The sequence below is a fragment of the Pseudomonas sp. 2835 genome, assembly GCF_050435905.1.
In the GTDB taxonomy this organism is placed as follows: domain Bacteria; phylum Pseudomonadota; class Gammaproteobacteria; order Pseudomonadales; family Pseudomonadaceae; genus Aquipseudomonas.
In genome coordinates, this window is sequence record NZ_JBNDLE010000007.1 from 298,598 (window position 1) to 324,165 (window position 25,568).

Genomic DNA, 25,568 nt, shown 5'->3' on the forward strand with positions numbered 1-25,568 from the left:
CATGGCCCTGTTACAACTGGAGCGCATCAGCGCACAGTACCCCGGCGCGGCCGAGCCGGTGCTGGCCGATATCAACCTGAGCCTGGGCCCGCAGCAATTGCTGGTGGCCCTCGGCCCTTCGGGCAGCGGCAAGACCTCGCTGCTCAACCTGATTGCCGGTTTCGTGGCGCCCAGCAGCGGCCGTATCACCCTCGACGGCGAGCCGGTACAAGGCCCTGGCGCCGAGCGCGGCGTGGTGTTCCAGGATGATGCCCTACTGCCCTGGCAGGACGTGCTGGCCAACGTCGCCTTCGGCCTGGAACTGGCCGGCGTGCCACGCGCCAGCCGCGAGAAAAAGGCCCGCGAAATGCTCGCCCTGGTCGACCTGGCGGACTTCGGCAACCGGCGCATCTGGCAATTGTCCGGTGGCCAGAAGCAGCGCGTGGGCCTGGCCCGGGCGCTCGCTGCCGACCCACGGGTGCTGCTAATGGACGAGCCGTTCGGCGCGCTGGATGCCTTTACCCGTGAACAGATGCAGGAGTTGCTGTTGCAGGTCTGGCAGCGTACCGCCAAGCCGGTGTTCCTGATTACCCACGACATTGAGGAGGCGGTGTTCCTCGCCACCGAACTGGTGTTGCTGGCGCCGAACCCGGGGCAGATCGTCGAACGCCTGCAACTGGATTTCGGCCAGCGCTACAGCGCCGGCGAGTCGGCCCGTTCGATCAAGTCCGACCCGAGCTTTATCGAAACCCGCGAGCACGTGCTGGCCCGGGTGTTCTCCCAACGCAGTGCCGCAACGCGGCAGGAGTCCGCATGAGCAGCCTGGATGTCCCGGTAACGAGCAAACGCGCCGCCAGTCAAACCGCACCGAGCAAACCCCGGCGCAGCCTGAGCACCCGCTGGATCAGCGGCCTGACCCTGGCCACGCTGTTGCTGCTGTGGTGGGCGGTTACCGCCGCCGAATGGATCGAGCCGCTGTTTTTGCCCTCCCCCGAAGCGGTGCTGGGCAAGGCCTGGTTGCTGCTGACCCAGGGCTACATGGAATCCACCCTGTGGCAGCACCTGGGCGCCAGCTTGCAACGCATCGGCCTGGCCCTCGGCGCAGCGATTGTCTCGGCGATCCCGATCGGCATTGCCATCGGCCATAACCGTATCGCCCGCGGCATTCTCGACCCGCTGATCGAGTTCTACCGGCCGATTCCGCCCTTGGCCTACCTGCCGCTGATCGTGATCTGGTGCGGTATCGGCGAGCTGTCGAAAGTGCTGCTGATTTACCTGGCGATCTTCGCCCCGATCGCCATTGCCACCGCCACCGGTGTGCGCACCGTCGACCCGACCAAGCTGCGCGCGGCGCAGTCGCTGGGCGCCACGCGCTGGCAGCTGATTCGCCATGTAATCCTGCCCAGCGCCCTGCCCGACATTCTTACTGGCGTGCGCATTGGCCTGGGGGTCGGCTGGTCGACACTGGTCGCAGCCGAACTGATCGCCGCCACCAGCGGCCTGGGGTTCATGGTGCAGTCGGCGGCGCAGTTTTTGGTCACCGACGTGGTGGTGCTGGGCATCCTGGTGATCGCCCTGATTGCCTTCGCCCTGGAGATGGGCCTGCGCGCCCTGCAGCGCAAGCTGGTGCCCTGGCACGGCCAGAGCCACTGAAAACGGATAGAGAACAACCATGAGCCTGACCATTACCCCGCTGAGCCCGGCGCTCGGCGCCCAGATCAGCGGCATCGACCTCAGCCGCGAAATCAACAAAGAACAACGCGACGCCATCGAACAGGCGCTGCTCAAGCACCAGGTGCTGTTCTTCCGCGATCAGCCGATCAACCCGCAGCAGCAGGCCGAATTTGCCGCGCGTTTTGGTGACCTACATATCCACCCGATCTACCCGAATGTGCCTGAAACCCCGCAGGTGCTGGTGCTCGACACCGCCGTCACCGACGTGCGCGACAATGCCATCTGGCACACCGACGTAACCTTCCTGCCGACTCCGGCACTGGGTGCGGTGCTCAGTGCCAAGCAGCTGCCGGCCTACGGCGGCGACACCTTGTGGGCCAGCGGCATTGCTGCCTATGAAGCGCTGTCGGCACCGCTGCAGCAGCTGTTGGCTGGCCTCACCGCCACCCATGATTTCACCAAGTCGTTCCCGCTGGAGCGTTTCGGCACCACCCCTGAGGACCTGGCGCGCTGGGAAGCGGCACGGCGTAACAACCCGCCGCTGTCGCACCCGGTGATCCGTACCCACCCGGTGAGCAAGCGCAAGGCACTGTTCGTCAATGAGGGCTTCACCACCCGCATCAACGAACTGAGCGAGGCTGAAAGCGAGGCGATTCTCAAGCTGTTGTTCGCCCACGCGACCCGCCCGGAGTTCACCATTCGCTGGCGCTGGCAGGAAAACGACGTGGCGTTCTGGGATAACCGCGTGACCCAGCATTACGCGGTGGATGATTACCGGCCGGCGCGGCGGGTGATGCACCGGGCGACGATTCTCGGGGATGCGCCGTTTTAAAGATCCATCGCGGTCTTGCCCGCTCCCAGCAGTCCACACTGTGGGAGCGGGCAAGACCACGATGCTTTTAGCGCACCAGATGCAAGAACTGCATATGCCGTTCGTACTGATCAAGAATGTCGTTGATGATCTGCTCCTTGCTGTAGCCCACCAGGTCATAGTCCTGGCTGCCCTCGCTCAGGTGCACCTCGGCACGGTAGTAACGGCGGTTCTTCAACTCCTGGGTACCCAGGCCGCCCAAGGCAAATGACGGCGTGAAGTAGCCGCGCATCTGCACCTGGTAAATGAACGGCTGCTCTTCGCCATGGCCGATCTTCAAACTGACGTTGTCGTGGCTCGGGTCTTCCTGGGTGATGACGTGCAGGCCCTTTTCGCTAAACACCTCGGTCACCTCGGCAATCGCCGGGCGCACCACGTCGTCCATGAAGCGGTATACCTCGTCGCGTGACGGAAAGTGCACGGCCTGGCTCAGGCGCTGACGCCAGCCACCGCGGCCGCGCCGCGAATTGGCGAACGGCGCCAGCGAATGCAACTGGGCGATCTGCCGTTGCGACTCCAGATAAAACGCCTTGTGCAGGCCCCACATCATCAGCAACAGGATCACCGAGAACGGCAGCGAGGTAAGCACCACCGCCGATTTCAGCGAGTCGATACTGCCGGCGAACAGCAAGCCGCTGGTCACCAGTGCGGTCATCGCGCCCCAGAACACCCGCAGCCAGTTCGGCCCGTCTTCATCAGCATTGCCGCCACGGGCGGAGAGGGTCGAGAGTACTACGGTGCCGGAGTCTGCCGAGGTCACGAAGAACACGAAGCTGATGAACACCGTAACGGCGATCACCGCCTTGCTCCACGGGTAGGTTTCCAGCAACAGGTAGAGGGTCATCGACGGGTTGTCGAGGGCCGACTGGCCCAGCGCGGTCATGCCGTGTTCGAGCACCTGGAACAGCGCGCTGTTACCAAAAATCGACATCCACGCCAGGGTGAAGCCCAGCGGAATCAGCAGCACGCCGAAGACGAACTCGCGGATGGTCCGGCCGCGGGAAATTCGCGCGATGAACAGGCCGACAAACGGTGCCCAGGCAATCCACCAGGCCCAGTAGAACACGGTCCAGCCGCCCAGCCACTCATTGGCCTGGTTGTAGGCGTAAACGTCAAAACTCTTGCGCGGCAAGGCGCCAAGATAGTCACCCAGGTTCTGGATCAGGGTGTTGAACAGGTGCTGGGTGGGCCCGGCGAACAGCACGAACAGCAGCAGCGCGCAGGCCAGGAACATGTTGATGTCGGACATCACTCGCACGCCTTTCTCGACCCCGGCGACCGCCACCGCGACCGCCGCGCCCATCATCAGGGTGATGAGGATCACCTGCACCCATTGGGTGTGGGGCACGCCGAACAGGTAGTCCAGGCCGGAGTTCAGGTGCAGCACGCCAAAGCCCATGTCGGCGCCCAGGCCGAACACCGTGGCGATGATGCCGAAGCCGTCGACGGCATAGCCGATCGGGCCATTGATGCGCTTGCCGATCAGCGGATACAGCGCCGAGCGCAGGGCCAGCGGCAGGTTATGGCGGTAGGCGAAATACGCCAGGGCCATGCCGACAAAAGCGAACACCCCCCAGCCATGCAGGCCCCAGTGCAGGAACAGCAGCTGCATGGCCTGGCGCCCGGCCTCGACCGTACCGGCCTCGCCTTGCGGCGGCTGGAGCATGTGGGTCAGGGGTTCGGAGACGCAGAAGAAGAACAGGGTAATGCTGATGCCGGCAGCGAACAGCATGCCGGCCCAGGACAAGTAACTGAACTCGGGCTCGTCGTGGTCGGCACCGAGCTTGATCTTGCCGTAGCCAGACAAGGCGGTGACCACCACGAAGACCAGGTACAGGGTCATCGCCAGCATGTAGTACCAGCCAACGGTGTTGGCCGCCCAGTTCTGCGCCGCCAGCAGCCACTCGCCAGCGGCTTGCGGATTGCTGATGACCACCAGGCCGAATATGAGGATAAAGCTCGCCGCGAAATAGAAAACCGGCGGGTTCATGCGGATTTTGCCGCTGGATTCGGAGCTGGGTGCACTCATAGGTCGTGCACCTCGCCGAGGGGGGAGAAGCTTGGATTGAACGGGTTCAGCAAAGGGTTTCCTCCTGTTGAACACCGGCAGCGGACCACCGTTTAAACTTGAACAAGCGTTCAAGTTAAACATGGATGGGACCATTGCGCGACCCATCGCGGGGCAAGCCCGCTCCCACAGTGGGAGCGGGCTTGCCCCGCGATGGCCATTAGAATCTACTTCTGGGTACCGTCATCGTGCTGCAGATTGGCCTGGGTCAGGTTGCTGCCCGGGGCCACGCTGCGGGTCAGCCAGACGTTACCGCCGATGGTCGAACCCTTGCCAATGGTGATTCGTCCCAGAATAGTCGCGCCGGCATAAATCACCACGTCGTCCTCGACAATCGGGTGGCGCGGATGGCCTTTTTGCAACTGCCCGTCTTCGTCCGCCGGGAAGCGCTTGGCGCCCAGGGTCACGGCCTGATAGATGCGCACCCGCTCGCCGATGATCGCCGTTTCACCAATCACCACGCCGGTGCCATGGTCGATGAAGAAGCTCGGGCCGATCTGCGCCCCCGGATGAATGTCGATGCCGGTGGCCGAATGCGCCAGCTCCGAGCTGATCCGCGCCAGCAATGGCAGGCCGGCCCGATACAGGTGGTGGGCCAGGCGGTGGTGAATCACCGCAAGGATGCCCGGGTAGCACAACAGCACTTCATCGACGCTGCGCGCCGCCGGGTCGCCATGAAAAGCGGCCAGCACATCGGTATCGAGGATGCTGCGCAGGCTTGGCAGGGCGGCGGCAAAGTCCTGGATCAGGCGCAGCGCCGTGGCGTCGATCTCGGCCGTGGCCTGTTTGCCGTGGCGCGCCACATAGCGCAGTTCCAGCTGCGCCTGGGCGAGCAAGGCGGTCAGCGCGGCATCGAGGGTATGGCCAACATAGAAGTCTTCGCTCTCTTCACGCAAGTCGACCGGGCCCAGGCGCATGGGGAACAGGGCACCACACAACTGCTCGAGAATATGGCGCATGGCCTCACGCGATGGCAGCTCGCGGCCGCCCTGCTCGCCGCTGCTGCGCCCGTTACTGCTGCGCCACTGGTCGCGGGCGGCACGCAGCTGGCCGACGATGGTTTGCAGCTGCCAATGCCCTGTTTGCGCGTTGTCGCTCACGGTTACCTCTCCTGCTGCAGCGGCGGTCGGTGGATGGTGGTGCCGCCGAAGTGCCGATTACTTTACGGCAATTTCCTGCGACAGAAAAAATAACCCTTTATTCCTGAACGCGATAAAGGCGGCATAAGCCCGGGAGTTGCCCACCCGCCCCGGGCTGCCTATAGTCGAATTTTACCTAGCCGACGTGACCCCATGATCGACCGACAGCTTGCCCGCTTCAATCGTCTGGACCTGCTTGGCGCCCCCACCGCGCTGGAAAAACTGCATCGGCTCTCGGCCTGGGCCGGCCGCGACATCTACGTCAAACGCGACGACTGCACGCCGTTGGCGCTGGGCGGCAACAAAGTGCGCAAGCTCGAATACCTGGCCGCCGATGCCCTGGCCAAGGGCGCCGACACCCTGGTGACCGCAGGCGCCATCCAGTCCAACCATGTGCGCCAGACAGCGGCACTGGCCGCGCAACTGGGCCTGGCCTGCGTAGCCCTGCTGGAAAACCCGATCGGCACCGATTCGCTCAACTATCAGCACAACGGCAACCGCTTGTTGCTGGAGCTGTTCGACGCCAAGGTCGAGCTGGTCGACAACCTCGACCATGCCGACGAACAACTGCAGGCCCTGGCCGTGCGCCTGCACGCCAGTGGGCGCAAGCCCTACATCGTGCCGATTGGCGGCTCCAATGCCCTCGGTGCCCTGGGTTATGTACGCGCGGGCCTGGAGCTTGCCGAGCAGATCGAACATTGCGGCGAGCAGTTCGCCGGGGTAGTACTGGCCTCCGGCAGTGCCGGTACCCACAGCGGCCTGGCCATCGCCCTGGCAGAAAAACTGCCGAACCTGCCGGTGATCGGCGTGACCGTGTCGCGCAGTGACGAAGACCAGCGCCCGAAAGTCCAGGGCCTGGCCGAGCGCACCGCCGAGCTGCTGGGCCTGCGCCTGCCGGACAACTTCAAGATCGAACTGTGGGATGAGTACTTCGCCCCGCGCTATGGCGAACCGAACGCCGGCACCCTCGCCGCCATCCGCCTGCTGGCCAGCCAGGAAGGCTTGCTGCTCGACCCGGTGTACACCGGCAAGGCCATGGCCGGGCTGCTCGATGGCATTGCCCGCCAGCGATTCGATGACGGCCCGCTGATTTTTCTGCATACCGGTGGGGCCCCGGCATTATTCGCCTACCCTGAGGTCTGGAACGGCTAATTAACATAGTTTGAAATAATATAAGAAAATGAATTTATATTATTTTTCAAACTAAAAGCGTCACCCTATAGTCAGCGCCACATTCACAACAACATTGGGGCTAACCATGAAGATTTCCGCGTTCGGTAAACAGGCAGTCGCCGCAGGCCTGGGCCTGCTGCTCGGCGCCAGCCTGCTCGGCCAGGCTGTCGCTGGTGAGCAACTGCAGCAGATCAAAGACAAGGGCGTGATCAACATCGGCCTTGAAGGCACTTATCCACCATTCAGCTTCGTCGACGCCGACGGCAAGCTGGCCGGCTTCGAAGTGGAGCTTTCCGAAGCCCTGGCCAAGGAGCTGGGGGTCAAGGTCAAGCTGCAGCCAACCAAGTGGGACGGCATCCTCGCGGCACTTGAGTCCAAGCGCCTGGACGCGGTGGTGAACCAGGTGACCATCTCCGATGAGCGCAAGAAGAAGTATGACTTCTCCGCGCCCTACACCGTTTCCGGGATTCAGGCGCTGGTGCTGACGAAAAAGGCTGCCGAGCTGAACATCAAGTCCGCTGCCGACCTGGGCGGCAAAAAAGTCGGCGTGGGCCTGGGCACCAACTACGAACAGTGGGTCAAGGCCAACGTGCCGACCGCGGACGTGCGCACCTACGAAGACGATCCGACCAAGTTCCAGGACCTGCGCGTAGGCCGTATCGACGCCATCCTGATCGACCGTCTGGCCGCCCTGGAATACGCCAAGAAAGCCAAAGACACCACCGCCGCCGGTGACGCCTTCTCCCGCCAGGAAGCCGGTATCGCCTTGCGCAAAGACGAGCCGGAACTGCTGGCAGCAGTGAACCAGGCCCTCGACAAGCTGCGCGCCGACGGCACGCTGAAAAAGCTTTCGGAAAAGTACTTCAACGCTGACGTCACTCAATAATGGAAGCAGCTTTGCAACTGGCGCTGGAGTCCGCGCCCTTTTTGCTCAAGGGCGCGTACTACACGGTAATACTCAGCCTCGGCGGGATGTTCTTTGGCCTGCTGCTGGGCTTTGGCCTGGCGCTGATGCGCCTGTCGTCGATCAAGCTGCTGAGCTGGACGGCGCGGGTCTACGTGTCGTTCTTTCGCGGCACGCCGCTGCTGGTGCAGCTGTTCATGATCTACTACGGCCTGCCGCAACTGGGCATCGAACTCGACCCGCTGCCCGCAGCGCTGATCGGCTTCTCGCTGAACATGGCTGCCTATGCCTGTGAAATCCTCCGCGCCGCGATCAGTTCCATCGACCGCGGCCAGTGGGAGGCTGCCGCCAGCATCGGCATGACCCGTGGCCAGGCCATGCGCCGGGCAATCCTGCCGCAAGCGGCGCGCACCGCCTTGCCGCCACTGGGCAACAGCTTCATCTCGCTGGTCAAGGACACCGCCCTGGCCGCCACCATCCAGGTGCCGGAGCTGTTCCGCCAGGCGCAACTGATTACCGCGCGCACCTTCGAGATCTTCACCATGTACCTTGCCGCCGCACTGATCTACTGGGTGCTGGCCAGCGTTCTTGCACACCTGCAGAACCGCCTGGAAGCGCGGGTCAACCGGCACGACCAGGAGTCCTGAGGCATGATCGAGGTACAACGACTGAGCAAGGCGTTCAACGGCCAGACCGTGCTCGATGACATCAGCCTCAAGGTCGAGGCCGGCGAGGTGATCGCCATCATCGGCCCCAGTGGCTCCGGCAAGACCACCTTTCTGCGCTGCCTGAACCTGCTGGAAACCCCCAGCAGTGGGCGAATCAAGGTCGGCAAGGTAGAGATCGACGCCAACCGCCCGCTCAGCCAGCAAAGCGGGCCGATCCGCCAGTTGCGCCAGGAGGTCGGCTTCGTGTTCCAGAACTTCAACCTGTTCCCCCATCGCACGGCGCTGGAGAATGTCATCGAAGGCCCGCTGGTGGTCAAGAAGACCCCGCGCGAGCAAGCCGTGGCCCTGGGCACGAAGCTGCTGGCCAAGGTCGGCCTGGCCGGCAAGGAAGCCGCCTACCCGCGCAAGCTCTCCGGCGGCCAGCAGCAGCGGGTGGCGATTGCCCGGGCCCTGGCAATGGAGCCGGAGGTGATCCTCTTCGACGAGCCGACCTCGGCGCTCGACCCCGAGCTGGTCGGCGAAGTGCTGGCGACCATCCGCGGCCTTGCCGAAGAAAAGCGCACCATGATCATCGTCACCCACGAGATGAGTTTTGCCCGCGATGTCGCCAACCGGGTGATCTTCTTCGACAAGGGTGTGATCGTCGAACAGGGCGAAGCCAAGGCGCTGTTCGCCCACCCCAAGGAAGAACGCACACGCCAGTTCCTGAGCAAGTTCCTCGGTACGCAGAACACCGGCTACTGAGTTTTTTCCGGCCTTTCCCCGCCCCTCTGACAACGCCTGCCCTGCCCCGGCAGGCGTTTGTCCAGCGACCGCCAAGTACTTCTATATTTATTCCTAAAAGTTAGTTTATTTAATTTTTATACGCTATTAGGGTATATGCACCGGACCACCGGACCAACGCAATTTTGTCGTCGCAACCCGCGTCGACGTTTTCAATTCGTGAGGTAGGTATGGTCAGGAACACAATCACCCCAGTGCGTAACGCCAGGGCATTGAGTGCAGCCAAGGAGCGGTACTGATGTCCAATCTGGCAGAAACCACAGTCCACAGCGATCTGGACAGCGCCCCGCTGTTGCTGCCGGCCAAAGTGCTGAGCAACGACGAACAAGCCCTGCAGGCAGCCCATGAGCTGGCCGAAGCAGCACGCACCCAGGCGGCCAAACGTGACCAGCAGCGCAAGCTGCCCTGGGCAGAAATCGAACAGTTCACCCGCAGCGGCCTTGGCAGCATCAGCATCCCCCGCGCCTTTGGTGGCGCGCAGGTGTCGTTTGTCACCATCGCCGAAGTCTTTCGCATCATCAGCGCCGCCGACCCGGCGCTGGGGCAGATCCCGCAAAACCAGTTCGGCATCCTGCAACTGCTCAAAGGCACCGCCACAGAGCGGCAGAAAGAGCTGCTGTTCACCTCGGTGCTCGACGGCTGGCGCATCGGCAATGCCGGGCCGGAACGCGGCACCAAGCACACCCTGGATCTCAAGGCACGGATCACCCGCGAGGGCGATCACTATGTGCTCAGCGGCCAGAAGTTCTATTCCACCGGCGCCCTGTTTGCCCATTGGGTCGCGGTCAAGGCGCTGAACGATGACGGCCGTCAGGTCATGGCGTTTGTTCGCCGCGGCACACCGGGCCTGCGCATCGTTGATGACTGGTCCGGTTTCGGCCAGCGCACCACCGCCAGCGGCACCGTGCTGCTGGACAAGGTGCAGGTCGATGCCGAACTGGTGATCGACACCTGGAAACAGGGTGAAGTAGCGAACATCCAGGGCGCGGCTTCGCAGTTGATCCAGGCGGCCATCGATGCCGGTATCGCCGAAGCGGCGATTGCCGACACCATCGCCTTTGTTCGTGACAAAGCCCGGCCATGGATCGACGCCAAGGTCGATCGTGCCAGCGACGACCTCTATGTGATCGCCGACGTCGGCCGCCTGCAGCTTGAGCTGCATGCTGCCCAGGCACTGCTGAGCAAGGCTGCGCGCGTGCTTGACGAAGTCAGCGCCGCGCCGGTCGATGCCGCCGCGGCCGCCCGCGCTTCGATTGCCGTGGCCGAAGCCAAGGTGCTGACCACCGAGATTTCGCTGCTGGCCAGCGAGAAGCTCTTCGAGCTCTCCGGCAGCCGCGCCACCCTGGCCGAGTTCAACCTCGACCGGCACTGGCGCAATGCCCGCGTGCACACCTTGCACGACCCGGTGCGCTGGAAATACCACGCCGTCGGCGCCTATCACCTCAACGGTACTTTGCCTGCCCGGCACTCCTGGATTTGACCAGACCACTGGAGCCCTGTTTATGAGCCTTTTGCCGCAACCGCACGCCAACGTCGCGGTCATCCACACTGACGCCCAGGCTTTGCAAGTCGCCGAGGAAATCGCCGTCCAGCTGCGCCGCGACAGCGCCCTGCGCGACCGCGAGCGACGCCTGCCGCACCCTGAACTCGAACTGTTCTCGCGCTCCGGCCTGTGGGGCATCAGCGTACCCAAGGCCTTTGGTGGCGCTGGCGTGTCGAACGTCACCCTGGCCCAGGTCATCGCCCGCATCGCCCAGGCCGACGCCTCGCTGGGACAGATCCCGCAGAACCACTTCTATGCCCTGGAAGTGCTGCGGGTCAACGGCAGCCCGCAGCAACAGCAGCGCCTGTACGCCGAAGTACTGGCCGGCCAGCGCTTCGGCAATGCCCTGGCCGAGCTGGGTACCAAGACTGCCCACGACCGCACCACGGCCCTGACCCGAGACGGCGACGCTTATCGCATCAATGGCCGCAAGTTCTACGCCACCGGCGCAATCTATGCCCAGCGCATTCCCACCTCGGTTGTCGATGAGGACGGCGTGCAGCGCCTGGCCTTCGTCCCGGCAGACAGCGCCGGGCTGAAAGTCATCGACGACTGGAGCGGCTTCGGCCAGCGCACCACCGGTAGCGGTTCGGTGCTGTTCGACAACGTCCAGGTCGCCGCCGAAGACGTGCTGCCGTTCCAGAGCGCCTTCGAGCGTCCGACCACGGTCGGCCCGCTGGCGCAGATCCTCCACGCCGCCATCGACACCGGCATCGCCCGCGCCGCCTACGAAGATGCCCTGCACTTCGTGCGCACCCGCAGCCGGCCATGGGTCGACTCCGGGGTCGAGCAGGCCAGCGAAGATCCGCTGACGCTGAAATCCTTCGGCCACCTGGCGATCCGTTTGCACGCCACTGAAGCCCTGCTCGAACGCGCCGGCGAATACCTCGACCGCGCCCAGGCCGAGCCCAATGCCGCAACTGTCGCTGCCGCCTCCATCGCCGTGGCCGAAGCACGGGCGATCAGCACCGAGATTTCCCTCGCCGCGGGCACCACCCTGTTCGAGCTGTCTGGCAGCCAGGCGACCCTGGCCGAGCATGGTCTCGATCGGCACTGGCGCAACGCCCGGGTGCACACCCTGCACGACCCGGTGCGCTGGAAATACCACGCCATCGGCAACTACTACCTCAACGATGAAAATCCACCGTTGCGGGGCACCATCTGATGGCCAAGAAGAAGATCCTGCTCAACGCCTTCAACATGAACTGCGTCGGCCATATCAACCACGGCCTGTGGACCCACCCGCGGGACAACTCGAGCCAGTACAAAACCCTCGAATACTGGACCGAGCTTGCCCAGTTGCTCGAGCGCGGGCTGTTCGACGGGCTGTTCATCGCCGATATCGTCGGCGTCTATGACGTCTACCAGCAGTCGGTCGATGTACCGCTGAAAGAGTCGATCCAGTTGCCGGTCAACGACCCGCTGCTGCTGGTCTCGGCCATGGCCGCAGTCACCCGCAACCTGGGTTTCGGCCTGACCGCCAACCTCACCTACGAGCCGCCGTACCTGTTTGCCCGGCGCCTTTCCACCCTCGACCACCTGAGCCGTGGCCGGGTCGGCTGGAACATTGTCACCGGCTACCTCGACAGCGCGGCCAAGGCCATGGGCCTGGATCAGCAGCCCGAGCACGACCGCCGCTATGACCAGGCCGACGAATACCTGCAAGTGCTGTACAAGCTCTGGGAAGGCAGCTGGGAAGACGGCGCGGTGCTCAACGACCGCCAGCAGCGGGTCTATGCCCAGCCCGACAAGGTGCACAAGGTCAAGCACCAGGGCGAGTTCTACCGGGTCGAAGGCTATCACCTCTGCGAGCCGTCGCCGCAGCGCACGCCGGTGCTGTTTCAGGCCGGCAGCTCCGAGCGCGGCCTGGGCTTTGCCGGCAACCATGCCGAGTGCGTGTTCATCAGCGGCCAGAACAAGGCCGCCACCCGTGCCCAGGTCGACAAGGTCCGCGCTGCCGCCGTGGCGGCCGGGCGTGACCCGCAGGCGATCAAGGTGTTCATGGGCCTGACGGTGATCGTCGCCCGCACTGAAGAACAGGCCAAGGCCAAGCACGCCGAGTACCTGCGCTATGCCAGCCCCGAAGCCGGTGTTGCGCACTTTGCCAGTTCCACCGCTATCGATTTCTCCGAGTACGAACTGGACGAGCCGATCCAGTACGTGAAAAGCAACGCCATCCAGTCTGCCACCAAGAACCTGCAGAACAACGACTGGACCCGGCGCAAGCTGCTCGAACAGCACGCCCTGGGCGGGCGCTATATCACCCTGATCGGCTCGCCGACCCAGGTCGCCGATGAGCTGGAAAGCTGGATCGCTGAAACCGGTCTGGACGGCTTCAACCTGGCGCGCACAGTCACCCCGGAAAGCTATGTCGACTTCATCGACCTGGTCATCCCCGAACTGCAACGCCGCGGTTCGTACAAGACCGCCTACGAACAGGGCAGCCTGCGCGAAAAACTCTTCGCCAGCGATCAGCCTCACCTGCCGGCAGACCATCCTGGCGCCAGCTATCGCCACACCACCACGACCCCGACGGGAGCGCTACAGCATGCTTAAGACCTTTATTGCCCGCCCGGTCGCAGCCCTGGCCTTGACCCTCGGCCTGTTCGGCGCCGCCCAGGCCGCCGATGCCTTGAAAGTCGGCACCACCGCGGCCTTCTCGATCCCGCTTGAAGCCGCCGTCAGCGAGGCCAAGAAACAGGGCCTGGACGTCGAACTGATCGAGTTCAGCGACTGGATCGCCCCCAATGTCAGCCTGGCGGCCGGCGACATCGACGTGAACTACTTCCAGCACATCCCGTTCCTGGAAAACGCCAAGGCCGCCGCCGGTTTCGACCTGGTGCCCTTCGCCCCGGGGATCATCAACAACGTCGGCCTGTACTCGAAAAAGTACAAGAGCTTCGCCGAGTTGCCCGAAGGCGCCAGCGTGGCCATCGCCAACGACCCGATCAACAGCGGCCGCGGTTTGCAGTTGCTGGCCAAAGCCGGCCTGATCACCCTCAAGCCCGGTGTCGGCTACAAGGCCAGCGAAGAAGACATCGTCGCCAACCCGAAGAAGCTGAAGATCCTCCAGGTTGAAGCAGTACAACTGGTGCGTGCCTACGACGACGCCGACCTGGTCCAGGGCTACCCGGCCTATATCCGCCTGGCCAAAACCTTCGACGCCACCTCGGCGCTGCTGTTCGACGGCCTGGACCACAAGGAATACGTGATTCAGTTCGTCATCCGCCCGCAGAGCAAGGATGACCCGCGCCTGGCCAGGTTCATCGACATCTACCAGCACTCACCGGTGGTGCGTGCCGCCCTCGACCAGGCCCACGGCAAGCTCTACCAAGCCGGCTGGGAGAGCTGAGATGAACGCCGTCAGCGCCCGCGTGGCGCAAGAGCAGCAGTCGCCCTTCGCGCCCCTGCAACAGGCCCGGCAACGGGCCTTGCACCCGGAGCTGGGCAACGCCCATGTCCGTTTCATTGGCCTCGGCAAGACGTACCCTGGCCAACAGGCTCCGGCGCTGGACGGCATCGACCTGAACATCCAGCACGGTGAGATCTTCGGCATCATCGGCCGCAGCGGCGCCGGCAAGTCGTCGCTGATCCGTACCATCAACCGCCTGGAGCAACCGAGCCATGGCCGGGTGCTGATCGACCAGGTGGACATCGGCGAGTACGACGAAGACCGCCTGGTACGCCTGCGCCGGCGTATCGGCATGATCTTCCAGCACTTCAACCTGATGTCGGCCAAGACCGTCTGGCAGAACGTCGAGTTGCCGCTCAAGGTCGCCGGCGTGCCCAAGGCCGAGCGCCAGCGCAAGGTTGCCGAATTGCTTGAGCTGGTCGGCCTGCAGGAGAAGCATCACGTCTACCCGGCGCAGTTGTCCGGCGGGCAGAAGCAGCGGGTCGGCATTGCCCGGGCGCTGGTACATGACCCCGAGATCCTGTTGTGTGACGAGGCTACGTCGGCACTCGACCCGGAAACCACCGAGTCGATCCTCGGCCTGCTGCGCGATATCAACCAGCGCCTGGGCCTGACCATCGTGCTGATCACCCACGAGATGGCGGTGATCCGCGATATCTGTCATCGGGTGGTGGTGCTCGAGCGTGGGCGCATCGTTGAACAAGGCGCGGTCTGGCAGGTGTTCGGCGATCCGCAGCATGAGGTCAGCAAGACCCTGCTCGCGCCCTTGCAGCCTGCTTTGCCAGCGGCGTTGCAGGCACGCTTGCAGCCGCAACCGGCGAGCCCGGACGCAGCGCTGGTGTTGAGCTTGCGAGTGAGTGGCAAAGACAAACAGGCGCCGGAGTTGTCTTCACTATTCGCCTTGCTCGGCGGCCGGATCAGCCTGCTGCAAGGCGGCATCGAACCGATCCAGGGCCGCGCGCTGGGGCAACTCGTGGTATCGGTGGCCAACTCGCCGCACAGCCACGAGCAAGTGATTGAGCGCGCCCGGCAGTGGGCTGCGCAGGTGGAGGTATTGGGTTATGTGGTTTGATCGCTTGCTCCAAGGTGTGCTCGACACCCTGCTGATGGTTGGCGTCTCGTCGCTGATCGCCCTGCTCGCCGGCGTACCGCTGGCGGTGATCCTGGTCACCAGTGGCAAGGGCGGGATCTTCGAAGCGCCCACCCTGAACCGCGTGCTCGGCGCCTTCGTCAACCTGTTCCGCTCGATTCCGTTCCTGATCCTGATGGTGGCCTTGATTCCCTTTACCCGCCTGATCGTCGGCACCACCTATGGCGTCTGGGCTGCGGTAGTGCCGCTGACCATCGCCGCCACACCGTTCTTTGCGCGCATCGCCGAAGTCAGCCTGCGCGAGGTCGACCACGGCCTGATCGAAGCGGCCCAGGCCATGGGCTGCCGGCGCTGGCACATCGTCTGGCATGTGCTGCTGCCCGAAGCCCTGCCGGGCATCGTTGGCGGCTTTACCATCACCCTGGTGACCATGATCAACTCCTCGGCCATGGCCGGCGCCATCGGTGCCGGAGGCTTGGGCGACATCGCCTATCGCTATGGCTACCAGCGCTTCGACAGCCAGATCATGCTGACGGTGATCGTCATGCTGGTGGTGCTGGTGGCGTTGATCCAGCTGGGTGGGGATCGGTTGGCAAAGGGCTTGAACAAGCGCTGAATCTATCGCGGGTCAAGCCCGCTCCCACAGGTCCAGAGGTAGTTCTGGACTTACCCCAAGGTGTCCAGCTTCTTGGGGGCAGCTCATTCTGTGGGAGCGGGCTGGACCCGCGATGGCGTAATCACTGACGCTGCGGCTCGCGGATCTTGTACCAGGCCACGTACAGCGCCGGCAAAAACAGCAGGGTCAGCAAGGTGGCGACGATGATCCCGCCGATCATGGCGTAGGCCATCGGCCCCCAGAACACTTCCCGGGCGATCGGGATCATGCCCAGGCTCGCCGCTGCCGCAGTCAGCAAAATCGGCCGGCGCCTGTGGTTAGTGGCTTCTAGCACCGCATCCCAGGGTGAATAACCCTGGGCTTCGTACTCGTCGATCTGGGTCACCAGGATCACCGAATTGCGGATGATGATACCGATCAGCGCGAGAATCCCCAGGATCGCCACAAAGCCCATCGGCGTGCCGGTCGGCACCAGCGCCAGGACCACGCCGATCAAGCCCAGCGGCGCCACACTGGCGACCAGGAACAGCTTCTGCACGCTGTGCAGCTGGATCATCAGGAAGGTGCCCATCATGAACAGCATCAACGGCACCACCTTGGCGATCGGGCCCTGGGCCTTGCCGCTTTCTTCCACGGTACCGCCGGTGGCGACGCCGTAACCCACCGGCAGCTTGCTGGCGAACTCGTCGATTTGCGGCTTGAGCTCGGCGACCAGGTCGGTCGGCTGGATTTCGCCGCGCACCGAGGCCTTGATGGTGATGGTCGGTTTGCGGTCGCGGCGCCACACCAGCGGCTGTTCCAGCTCATAGCGCACAGTGGCGAAGGCCAGCAGCGGGATCGAGGTGCCGTTGGGGGTGACGATCTGCAGGTTTTGCAGGGTCTGCGGTGTGCCGCGCTCGCTGTCTTCGGCGCGGGCGATGACGTCGATCAGGTAGATGTTGTCGTTGACCTCGGTGACCGGCGCGCCGCTGACGATGCTGTTCATCACGTTGGCCACGTCTTCGGACGACAGCCCGAGCTGGCGTGCTTTGTCCTGGGCGATTTCGACCCGCAGCACCTTGCCTGGCTCGTTCCAGTCGTAAATCATCTCGCCGATATGCTCGTTCTGGTCGAGCAACGAAGCCAGGGCGATGGCGTGCTTGCGTACTTCGTCGATGTCCTTGCCGCTGACCCGATACTGGATCGGCCGCCCGACCGGCGGGCCCATTTCCAGTGACTGGACGTTGCTGCCGATGCCGACGAAGTCTTCACGCAGGCGCTTTTGCAGGCGCGCCATCAATGCCTCGCGCGACTCCAGGCCCTTGCTGACGATTACCAGCTGGGCGTAGTACGGGTTCTGCAGTTGCTGGTCCAGCGGCAGGTAGAAACGGATCGCGCCCTGGCCGATGTAAGTGCTCCAGCGGACGATATCCGGATCGCCCTTGAGCGTGGCTTCAAGGCGATCCACCGCCTTGCGGGTTTCCTCGATCGAGGCGTTTTGCGGCAGGTTGAGGTCGACGAGGATTTCCGGGCGGTCCGAGGACGGGAAGAACTGGTTCTGTACAAAACGCATGCAGAACACCGCCAGCACGAACAGCAACACGGTGCCGATGATGGTCAGCCAGCGATGACGCATGCACCACAGCAGGCTGTTGCCAAAGGCCTTGCCGATACGCCCCGGCTCTTCGCTGTGCGGTTTGACCTTGGTGCTGAGGATATGCACGCCAAGCACCGGGGCAAACAGTACCGCCACCACCCAGGACACCAGCAGCGCCGCGGCAATTACCGCAAACAGCGTATAGGTGTACTCACCCGCGGAGCTGGCGTTGAGGCCGATCGGCACGAAACCGGCGACGGTCACCAGGGTACCGGTGAGCATCGGGAAGGCGGTCGAGGTATAGGCGAAGGTCGCCGCCTGCTCTTTGCTCTCGCCCATTTCCAGGCGCGTGACCATCACCTCGACAGTGATCATCGCATCGTCCACCAACAGGCCCAGGGCAATGATCAGCGCGCCCAGGGAGATCCGCTGCATGGTGATGCCGCTGTATTCCATGAAGATGAACACCATGGCCAGCACCAGCGGAATCGAGCAGGCCACCACCAGCCCGGCGCGTACCCCGAGGCTAATGAAACTCACCACCAGGACGATCACCACCGCCTCGAACAGGGCACTGGTAAAGCCGCCCACCGCTTCCTCGACCACCACCGCCTGGTCCGACACCGTGTGTACGCCAACGCCCACCGGCAGTTCGGCGACCACACTGGTCATTTTCTTGTGCAGGTCGGCACCGAACGCCTGGATGTTGCCGCCGGCCTTCATACCGATGGCAAGGCCAATGGCGGTCTGGCCGTTGTAGCGAAACATCGAGGTCGGCGGGTCGACATAACCGCGCTGGATATCAGCGATGTCAGCGAGGCGGAAGAAGCGGTCGTTGATACGCAGGTTGACCGCCTCGAGGTCTTTCTCCGAAGCGAACTGGCCAGTGGTACGCACCGATATGCGCTCGGGGCCGGCTTCGATCACCCCGGCCGGGGTCACCGCGTTCTGGCTCTGCAGGGCTTGCAGGACCTGACGCTGGTCGATGCCGAAGGAGGCCAGCTTGCGCGTGGAGAAGTTCAGGTAGAGCACTTCGTCCTGGGTGCCGATCATCTCGACCTTGCCCAGGTTGGGTACTTCGCGCACCTCGGCCCGCACCTGCTCGACGTAGTCGCGCAACTGGCGCATGGTCAGGCCGTCGGCGGTAAAGGCGTAGATCGAGCCGAACACATCACCGAACTCGTCGTTGAAGCCCGGGCCCTGGATGCCCTGGGGAAACTCGCCGCGGATGTCCTGGATCTTCTTGCGCACCTGGTACCAGATCTGCGGAATGTCCGCCGCTTTGGTGGTGTCGCGCAAGTTGACATATACGGTCGACTCGCCCGGGCGGGTGTAGCTTTTCACATAGTCGAGGGAGTCCAGCTCTTCGAGCTTCTTTTCGATGCGGTCGGTGACCTGGTACAGGGTTTCATCCTGGGTCGCTCCAGGCCAGCGGGTCTGAATGACCATGGTCTTGATGGTGAACGAAGGGTCTTCTTCACGGCCCAGGTTCATGTAGGAAAACACGCCCATCAGCAAGCCGACGAACATCAGGTACCAGACAAAGGATTGGTGCTTCAGCGCCCACTCCGACAGGTTGAAGCTTCCTTTCATTGCGGGTCTTCCTCGTCGACTATGACCTTCTGGCCCGGTTTGAGACTGTTCACACCCGCCGTCACCACCCGCTCGCCGGCCTGTACGCCGGCGCTCAGCACCACGGTGCTGGCGCTGCGTTCAAGCAACTTCACTTCACGGGTAGACACCGTTTTTTGCTGCGGATCGACGACCCACACCCGGGTCTTGCCCTCGCTCTCGAGCAGCGCCGATGCCGGCAGCTCGCTGCGCGGCGACACCGCCGAGCTCAGGGTGACGCTGATCGCCGTACCCAGGTGGAATGCCAGCGGTGTTTCGGCCAGGGTCAGGCGCGCACGCCGGGTACGGGTGGTGGCGTCGGCCTGGGGTTCGAGTTCACGCAGGGTGGCGGTGGTGCTGATGCTTGAGTCCAGTTGTGAAGCGACCAGGAACTTCAGCTCGCCGGACATCTGCTCGGCCAGGCTGGTGGGCAGGTCGATGACCGCTTCTTTGATATCCGGGCGGGCCAGGGTCACCACGGCCTGCCCGGCGCTGACGGTCTGCCCGGCTTCGGCCTGCCAGTTGGTGACCACGGCAGCGTGATCGGCCTTCAGCTCGCTGTAGCCGAGCTGGTCGCGGGCCTGGTCGACTGCCGCGCGCGCCTGCTCCAGGGAAGCGCCAGTGGTTTTCAGGTCGGTCTGGGCGATGTCCAGTTGCGCCTGGGCGCCCACGCCACGGTCGAACAGTTGCTGCTGACGGCGGGCATTGGCCTGGGCGTTGATCCATTGCGCCTGGACCTTGGCCAGGTCACCTTCGGCAGCGCGCAACTGGTTGCGCTGGTCGGTGGGATCAAGGCTGGCGAGCACGTCGCCCGGCTGCACCGAACTGCCGACATCCACCCAGCGCCGGGCGATACGCCCGCCTACGCGAAAGCCCAGAGTACTTTCAAAACGCGCCTGAATGCTCCCGGCAAAGCGACCGAGGTTGGCCTGGATCTGCGGTTCAACCAGCACCGACAACACCGGGCGTACCGGCTCCGGGGCTTCTGCTTCTTTGCCGCAGCCGGCCAGCAGCAGGGCACTGCACAAGATCAGTGTCAGCCTGTTCATTGCGCCACCCCGCTGTCGGCGGTCGGTGCCACTTGTACCTGCATGCCCGGGTTGAGCAACTGACCTCCGGCGACGACGACGGTCTCGCCACCCTTGAGGCCTTCACCGACCACCACCTTGCCGGTGAGGTAACGGATGACCTTGACCTTTTGCAGGCTGACCTTGTCGCCCTCACCCACCAGCCACACGGCCGGGTCGTGCAGGTCCTTGGTCAGTGCCGACCAGGGCAGTTCGATACTCGGCCTGCCCTGGGCATTGGCGGTGGCGGTGACCGGCGAGCCCAGTTCCATGCCCGCCGGCACGTTCTTCAGGGCTACCTTGACCTGCACCGTGCCGCTTTGCGCCGACACCGTCGGGGTGATTTCGCGCACGTGGCCCTCGGTCTGGATCTTCGGGTCATCCACCAGGCGCACGGTAATGGCACGCTCACTCGGCGGCGCTACCAGCAAGGATTCATAGACGTTGAACACCGCATCGCGGTCGCCATCGCGGGCCAGGCTGAAGATCGGCACCGTGGCCTGAACCACTTGGCCGACTTCGGCCTGGCGCTCGGTAATTACCCCGTCCGCCTCGGCGACCAGCGCGGTGTAGCTCAGTTGTTCACGGGCATTGGCCAGTTGCGCCTGGGCAGCCTTGAGGGCGCTCTGGCTGCTGCGCAAGGCGGCTTCGGCAGAGTCGTACTCGCTCTGGCTGGTGTAGCCCTTGGGCAACAGCTTTTGCTGGCGGACAAAAGCCGCGGCGGTCTGGGTCACGCGGGCCTGTTCGGCAAAGACCTCGGCCTTGGCCGAGTCGACGTTGGTCTGCAGGTCCTTGGGGTCAAGCCTGGCCAGTACCTGGTTAGCCTTGATGTGATCACCGACATCGACGCTGCGGGCAATGATCTTGCCGCCCACGCGAAACGAAAGGTCAGTCTGCACCCGCGCCTGAACATCACCGGTCAGGGTCACGGATGCCGCGAAATCACTGGGTTGAACACGTTGAACACCGACCCTGGGCAGTTCGGCTTCAGCGGCTTTTTTCTCCCCGCATCCCGTCAGCACCAGCAACACCCCCAGGCAGACGAGCGATAAAGGACGCAACACCGTCATGCAGGCTCCTTGCATGTGCCAGATCTATTTAGGAATGCGAGTGTTAGCGTAGATCAGGGTTCCCTTGATCGCTTGTCGGCATACACAATTCGTTCACCCTGTGGAATCGGCGATACTGCATCTTTGCCTGAATGGACGCTGCCATGCTGACCACCCTGGCTGTCGCCAACTACCGCTCGATCAATCACCTGGTGATGCCGCTGGCACGCCTTAACGTCATTACCGGGCCCAACGGCAGCGGCAAGTCCAACCTGTACAAGGCCCTGCGCCTACTCGCCGAGACGGCCCAGGGTGGCGTGGTCAATGCCCTGGCGGTCGAAGGCGGGCTGGAGTCGACGTTCTGGGCCGGCCCCGAGCAGATCAGCCGGCGCATGAGCAACGGTGAAGTCGCCATCCAGGGCGGCCCGCGCCAGCACGCCCGGCGCTTGCGCCTGGGTTTTGCCGACGAAGAGTTCGGTTACGCCATCGGCCTGGGCCTGCCAGAGCCGAGCGACTCACGCTTCGCCCTCGACCCGCAGATCAAGCGCGAAAGCATCTGGGCCGGAGCGCTGTACCGTCCGGCCAGCCTGCTGGTGGAACGCCAGGGGCCGATGGTCAAGGCCCGTGAAGGCCGCCAATGGGAGCTGCAGGCGCAGCACACGCCGAGTTTCGACAGCCTGTTCGACCAGGTCGGCAACCTGCGCTCATCGCCGGAAGTGTTGCTGCTGCGCGAGCGCATTCGCGGCTGGCGCTTCTACGATCACTTTCGCACCGACCGTGACGCCCCGGCCCGTCGCCAGCAACTGGGGACGCGCACGCCGGTGCTGCACCACGACGGCCGCGACCTGGCTGCTGCGCTGCAGACCATCATCGAGATCGGCGACCCGCACGCCTTGCAGGCAACCATCGCCGATGCCTTCCCCGGCGCACGCCTGGAAATCGATGCCGTGCCGGGTGGGGCGTTCGGGGTGTTGTTCTATCAAGAAGGCTTGTTGCGACCGCTGACCGCCGCCGAACTGTCGGACGGCACCTTGCGCTACTTGCTGCTGGTCGCTGCACTGCTGACCCCAAGGCCGCCAACCATGATGGTGCTGAACGAGCCGGAAACCAGCTTGCACCCGGACTTGTTGCCGGCGTTGGCGCGCTTGATCATCCGCGCATCGGAGCAGTGTCAGGTATGGGTAGTGTCACATGCACGGCGCCTGGTGGCGGCGCTGGAACAGGATGTGAGCTGCAATTCGATCGTGCTGGAGAAGGTGCTGGGACAGACCCGTGTTGCCGGTCAGGGGATGCTGGATGAGCCGGCCTGGCACTGGCCGGAGTAAAAACCAATCGCGGGGCAAGCCCGCTCCTACCCATTTGTAGGAGCGGGCTTGCCCCGCGAAGGGTTTCAGATCACGCCGAAACCGGCGCCGGCGCGCGGCGCACGTCCGGTTGCTTCCACGAGTCGGCAGCGCTTTCTTCGATCGCCTGCTGGATCGCCCGACGACGACGCTCTTCGGCCTGGCGGCTGAAGTACCAGACCATGAAGGTCACCAGCGACACACTGAGCAGGATCAGGCTGGCCACGGCGTTGATTTCCGGCTTCACGCCCAGACGCACGGCAGAGAAGACTTCCATCGGCAAGGTGGTCGAGCCCGGGCCGGACACAAAGCTGGCCAGTACCAGGTCGTCCAGCGACAGGGCGAAGGACATCATCCCGCCCGCAGCCAGCGACGGTGCGATCATCGGGATGGTGATCAGGAAGAACACCTTCCACGGCCGTGCACCAAGGTCCATGGCCGCTTCTTCGATCGACAGGTCGAGCTCACGCAGGCGCGCCGACACCACTACCGCCACATAGGCTGCGCAGAAGGTGGTGTGGGCGATCCAGATGGTGACGATGCCACGTTCCTGCGGCCAGCCGATCATCTGCGCCATGGCCACGAACAGCAGCAACAGCGACAGACCGGTGATCACTTCGGGCATTACCAGTGGCGCGGTGACCAGGCCACCGAACAGGGTACGGCCCTTGAAGCGGGTAACCCGGGTCAGCACGAAGGCTGCCAGGGTACCCAGCGCCACGGCGGCGATCGCGGTATAGCAGGCGATCTCCAGCGAGCGCATCACCGAGCCCATCAACTGGGTGTTGTCGAGCAGGCCGACGTACCACTTCACCGACCAGCCGCCCCACACCGTCACCAGCTTGGAGGCGTTGAACGAGTAGATCACCAGGATCAGCATGGGCAGATAGATGAACAGCAGGCCCAGGACCAACATCAATTTGGAGAAACTGAAACGTTTCATGCCCTGCCCTCCATCTCTTTGGCCTGACTACGGTTGAAGAGCAGGATCGGTACGATCAGGATCGCCAGCATCACTACCGCCAGGGCAGAGGCCACCGGCCAGTCACGGTTGTTGAAGAACTCTTGCCAGAGCACTTTACCGATCATCAGGGTTTCCGGGCCGCCGAGCAGTTCAGGAATGACGAACTCACCCACCACCGGAATGAACACCAGCATGCAGCCGGCGATGATGCCGTTCTTCGACAACGGCACGGTGATCTTCCAGAAGCTGTTGAAGGTGCTCGAACCGAGGTCAGAGGCCGCCTCAAGCAGGCTCTGGTCGTGCTTCACCAGGTTGGCGTAGAGCGGCAGGATCATGAACGGCAGGTACGAATAGACCACACCGATGTACACCGCAAGGTTGGTGTTGAGGATCTGCAACGGCTGATCGATCAACCCCAGCCACATCAGGAAGGCGTTGAGCAGGCCGTTGTTGCTGAGGATGCCCATCCAGGCATAGACGCGAATCAGGATCGCGGTCCAGGTCGGCATCATGATCAGCAGCAACAGTACCGTCTGGGTTTCCTTGCGCGCGTTGGCAATGGCATAGGCCATCGGATAGCCGATCAGCAGGCACAGCAGCGTGCTGACGAAGGCCATCTTCAACGAACCCAGGTACGCCGAGATGTACAGTTCGTCTTCGGTCAACAGGCCATAGTTGGCCAGGTTGAGCACCAGTTGCACCTTGTCTTCGACGTAGCTGTAGATCTCGGTGTACGGCGGGATCGCCACGTCGGCTTCAGCGAAGCTGATCTTCAGGACGATGAAGAACGGCAGCATGAAGAACAGGAACAGCCAGATGAACGGCACGCCGATCACCACATGGCGCCCCTCGGGTTTTATTCGGTTGAAGGCTCGCTTGAGCTTGCGGGCATTCATGAGCGCAGTACCACGCCGCTGTCATCCTCCCACCAGACGTAGACCTGGTCGTCCCAGGTCGGCCGGGTGCCCTGGCGCTCGGCGTTGGCGACGAACGACTGGACGATCTTGCCGCCAGGCAGCTCGACGTAGAACACCGAGTGGCCGCCCAGGTAGGCGATGTCGTGAACCTTGCCTCGCGACCAGTTGTGCTCGCAGGTTGGCTGCTCGGTGGTCACCAGCAGTTTTTCCGGACGCAGGGCGTAGGTGATGCGCTTGTCTTCCACCGAAGTGGTGACACCGTGGCCGACGTAGATCTTGCGCTCAAGCTCGGGGCTGGCGATCACCGCGTGGCCTTCGGCGTCGTCGACCACTTCGCCTTCGAACAGGTTGACGTTACCGATGAATTCGCAGACCAGGCGGCTGGTCGGGGTTTCATAGATGTCGATCGGGCTGCCGATCTGGGCGATCCAGCCCAGGTGCATGATGGCGATGCGCTGGGCCATGGTCATGGCCTCTTCCTGGTCGTGGGTCACCATCACGCAGGTCACGCCGACCCGCTCGATGATTTCCACCAGCTCCAGTTGCATCTGCGAGCGCAGCTTCTTGTCCAGCGCGCCCATCGGCTCATCGAGCAACAGCAGTTTCGGCCGCTTGGCCAGCGAACGGGCCAGGGCCACACGCTGACGCTGGCCACCGGAGAGCTGGTGCGGCTTGCGCTTGGCGTACTGGGTCATGTGTACCAGCTTGAGCATCTCGGCCACGCGGGCGTCGATCTCCGACTTGGGCATGCGGTCCTGCTGCAGGCCGAAGGCGATGTTCTGGGCCACGGTCATGTGCGGGAACAATGCGTACGACTGGAACATCATGTTGATCGGCCGCTCGTAGGGCGGCATATCGGTAATGTCTACACCATCGAGGAAGATACGCCCCTCGGTTGGCCGTTCGAAGCCGGCGAGCATGCGCAGCAAAGTGGATTTGCCGGAACCCGAGCCACCGAGCAGGGCGAAAATCTCGCCCTTCTTGATTTCCAGGGACACATCGTCCACGGCGACCGTTTCGTCGAACTTTTTCGTGACCCGGTCGATTTTGACCAGCACCTGTTTAGGTTGCTGGTCGCCCTCGAGGGCTTTCTTATAGGCACCGGAGGCAACTGCCATTTG

22 protein-coding genes are annotated in these 25,568 nt (G+C 63.5%); 14 read left to right on the plus strand and 8 right to left on the minus strand.

The annotated features are described in order from the left end of the window. Window position 1 precedes the first annotated feature (1 nt). From tauB to tauD, 3 genes are read left to right on the plus strand one after another with little or no spacing between them, the layout of a single operon-like run. Window positions 2–796: a taurine ABC transporter ATP-binding subunit gene (gene tauB / locus ABIE20_RS13230; protein ID WP_429505470.1), complete on the plus strand. Its 795-nt coding sequence runs from the start codon at window positions 2–4 to the stop codon at window positions 794–796. Next, window positions 793–1,632 carry a taurine ABC transporter permease TauC gene (tauC, locus tag ABIE20_RS13235; protein ID WP_429505471.1) on the plus strand — a complete coding sequence of 280 codons (840 nt, stop codon included), beginning with the start codon at window positions 793–795 and terminating at the stop codon, window positions 1,630–1,632. Before tauB ends, tauC begins: the two co-directional genes overlap by 4 nt. 19 nt (window positions 1,633–1,651) lie before the next feature. Next, complete coding sequence (gene tauD, locus ABIE20_RS13240) at window positions 1,652–2,485, plus strand: taurine dioxygenase (RefSeq protein WP_429505472.1); 834 nt, start codon at window positions 1,652–1,654, stop codon at window positions 2,483–2,485. Between the two features lie 67 nt (window positions 2,486–2,552). Here tauD and betT read toward each other — a convergent pair whose 3' ends face one another. Both betT and epsC read right to left on the minus strand, forming a co-directional pair. After that, window positions 2,553–4,553, minus strand: coding sequence for a choline transporter BetT (betT, locus tag ABIE20_RS13245; protein ID WP_045201147.1), 2,001 nt, complete (start codon window positions 4,551–4,553; stop codon window positions 2,553–2,555). A gap of 206 nt (window positions 4,554–4,759) precedes the next feature. Beyond that, window positions 4,760–5,692, minus strand: coding sequence for a serine O-acetyltransferase EpsC (gene epsC, locus ABIE20_RS13250; RefSeq protein WP_429505473.1), 933 nt, complete (start codon window positions 5,690–5,692; stop codon window positions 4,760–4,762). A gap of 192 nt (window positions 5,693–5,884) precedes the next feature. On the opposite strand from epsC, the gene ABIE20_RS13255 reads away from it, so the two are divergent. From ABIE20_RS13255 to ABIE20_RS13300, 10 genes are all read left to right on the plus strand, one after another. Next, entirely contained in the window at window positions 5,885–6,883 is a 999-nt protein-coding gene (locus ABIE20_RS13255; RefSeq protein ID WP_429505474.1) for a D-cysteine desulfhydrase, read from the plus strand. Window positions 6,884–6,989: 106 nt separating this feature from the next. After that, window positions 6,990–7,790: a cystine ABC transporter substrate-binding protein gene (gene tcyJ / locus ABIE20_RS13260; protein ID WP_429505475.1), complete on the plus strand. Its 801-nt coding sequence runs from the start codon at window positions 6,990–6,992 to the stop codon at window positions 7,788–7,790. Next, window positions 7,790–8,455, plus strand: coding sequence for a cystine ABC transporter permease (gene tcyL / locus ABIE20_RS13265; RefSeq protein ID WP_123565219.1), 666 nt, complete (start codon window positions 7,790–7,792; stop codon window positions 8,453–8,455). Before tcyJ ends, tcyL begins: the two co-directional genes overlap by 1 nt. Window positions 8,456–8,458: 3 nt before the next feature. Next, on the plus strand, window positions 8,459–9,220 hold the full coding sequence (gene tcyN / locus ABIE20_RS13270; protein WP_429505476.1) for an L-cystine ABC transporter ATP-binding protein TcyN: 762 nt from the start codon (window positions 8,459–8,461) through the stop codon (window positions 9,218–9,220). A gap of 277 nt (window positions 9,221–9,497) precedes the next feature. Beyond that, on the plus strand, window positions 9,498–10,739 hold the full coding sequence (locus ABIE20_RS13275; RefSeq protein WP_429505477.1) for an SfnB family sulfur acquisition oxidoreductase: 1,242 nt from the start codon (window positions 9,498–9,500) through the stop codon (window positions 10,737–10,739). A gap of 22 nt (window positions 10,740–10,761) precedes the next feature. Then, window positions 10,762–11,967 carry an SfnB family sulfur acquisition oxidoreductase gene (locus ABIE20_RS13280; protein ID WP_429505478.1) on the plus strand — a complete coding sequence of 402 codons (1,206 nt, stop codon included), beginning with the start codon at window positions 10,762–10,764 and terminating at the stop codon, window positions 11,965–11,967. Next, window positions 11,967–13,358, plus strand: coding sequence for an LLM class flavin-dependent oxidoreductase (locus ABIE20_RS13285; protein ID WP_429505479.1), 1,392 nt, complete (start codon window positions 11,967–11,969; stop codon window positions 13,356–13,358). Before ABIE20_RS13280 ends, ABIE20_RS13285 begins: the two co-directional genes overlap by 1 nt. Next, window positions 13,351–14,154 carry a MetQ/NlpA family ABC transporter substrate-binding protein gene (locus ABIE20_RS13290; protein WP_429505480.1) on the plus strand — a complete coding sequence of 268 codons (804 nt, stop codon included), beginning with the start codon at window positions 13,351–13,353 and terminating at the stop codon, window positions 14,152–14,154. Before ABIE20_RS13285 ends, ABIE20_RS13290 begins: the two co-directional genes overlap by 8 nt. A gap of 1 nt (window position 14,155) precedes the next feature. Beyond that, complete coding sequence (locus ABIE20_RS13295; protein ID WP_429505481.1) at window positions 14,156–15,286, plus strand: methionine ABC transporter ATP-binding protein; 1,131 nt, start codon at window positions 14,156–14,158, stop codon at window positions 15,284–15,286. After that, window positions 15,276–15,920, plus strand: coding sequence for a methionine ABC transporter permease (locus ABIE20_RS13300; RefSeq protein ID WP_036994912.1), 645 nt, complete (start codon window positions 15,276–15,278; stop codon window positions 15,918–15,920). Before ABIE20_RS13295 ends, ABIE20_RS13300 begins: the two co-directional genes overlap by 11 nt. Window positions 15,921–16,041: 121 nt before the next feature. Here the strand turns inward: ABIE20_RS13300 and ABIE20_RS13305 are convergent, their stop codons facing one another. The 3 genes from ABIE20_RS13305 to ABIE20_RS13315 are packed head-to-tail and all read right to left on the minus strand — an operon-like array spanning window position 16,042 to window position 21,244. Then, window positions 16,042–19,089 carry an efflux RND transporter permease subunit gene (locus ABIE20_RS13305; RefSeq protein ID WP_429505482.1) on the minus strand — a complete coding sequence of 1,016 codons (3,048 nt, stop codon included), beginning with the start codon at window positions 19,087–19,089 and terminating at the stop codon, window positions 16,042–16,044. Beyond that, entirely contained in the window at window positions 19,086–20,156 is a 1,071-nt protein-coding gene (locus tag ABIE20_RS13310) for an efflux RND transporter periplasmic adaptor subunit (protein WP_429505483.1), read from the minus strand. Before ABIE20_RS13310 ends, ABIE20_RS13305 begins: the two co-directional genes overlap by 4 nt. Further along, window positions 20,153–21,244, minus strand: coding sequence for an efflux RND transporter periplasmic adaptor subunit (locus ABIE20_RS13315; RefSeq protein WP_429505484.1), 1,092 nt, complete (start codon window positions 21,242–21,244; stop codon window positions 20,153–20,155). The genes ABIE20_RS13310 and ABIE20_RS13315 overlap by 4 nt, the downstream gene beginning before the upstream one ends. Before the next feature lie 143 nt (window positions 21,245–21,387). Between ABIE20_RS13315 and ABIE20_RS13320 the strand changes: the two genes are divergently transcribed. Further along, window positions 21,388–22,548, plus strand: a complete 1,161-nt coding sequence (locus ABIE20_RS13320) for an AAA family ATPase (protein WP_429505485.1) — start codon at window positions 21,388–21,390, stop codon at window positions 22,546–22,548. Between the two features lie 70 nt (window positions 22,549–22,618). Here ABIE20_RS13320 and ABIE20_RS13325 read toward each other — a convergent pair whose 3' ends face one another. From ABIE20_RS13325 to potA, 3 genes are read right to left on the minus strand one after another with little or no spacing between them, the layout of a single operon-like run. Further along, a complete protein-coding gene (locus tag ABIE20_RS13325; protein ID WP_010221198.1) occupies window positions 22,619–23,509 on the minus strand; it encodes an ABC transporter permease subunit in 891 nt (296 codons plus the stop codon). After that, window positions 23,506–24,426 carry an ABC transporter permease subunit gene (locus tag ABIE20_RS13330; RefSeq protein WP_038998155.1) on the minus strand — a complete coding sequence of 307 codons (921 nt, stop codon included), beginning with the start codon at window positions 24,424–24,426 and terminating at the stop codon, window positions 23,506–23,508. The genes ABIE20_RS13325 and ABIE20_RS13330 overlap by 4 nt, the downstream gene beginning before the upstream one ends. Further along, window positions 24,423–25,565, minus strand: coding sequence for a polyamine ABC transporter ATP-binding protein (gene potA, locus ABIE20_RS13335; protein WP_429505486.1), 1,143 nt, complete (start codon window positions 25,563–25,565; stop codon window positions 24,423–24,425). The genes ABIE20_RS13330 and potA overlap by 4 nt, the downstream gene beginning before the upstream one ends. Window positions 25,566–25,568: the final 3 nt, after the last annotated feature.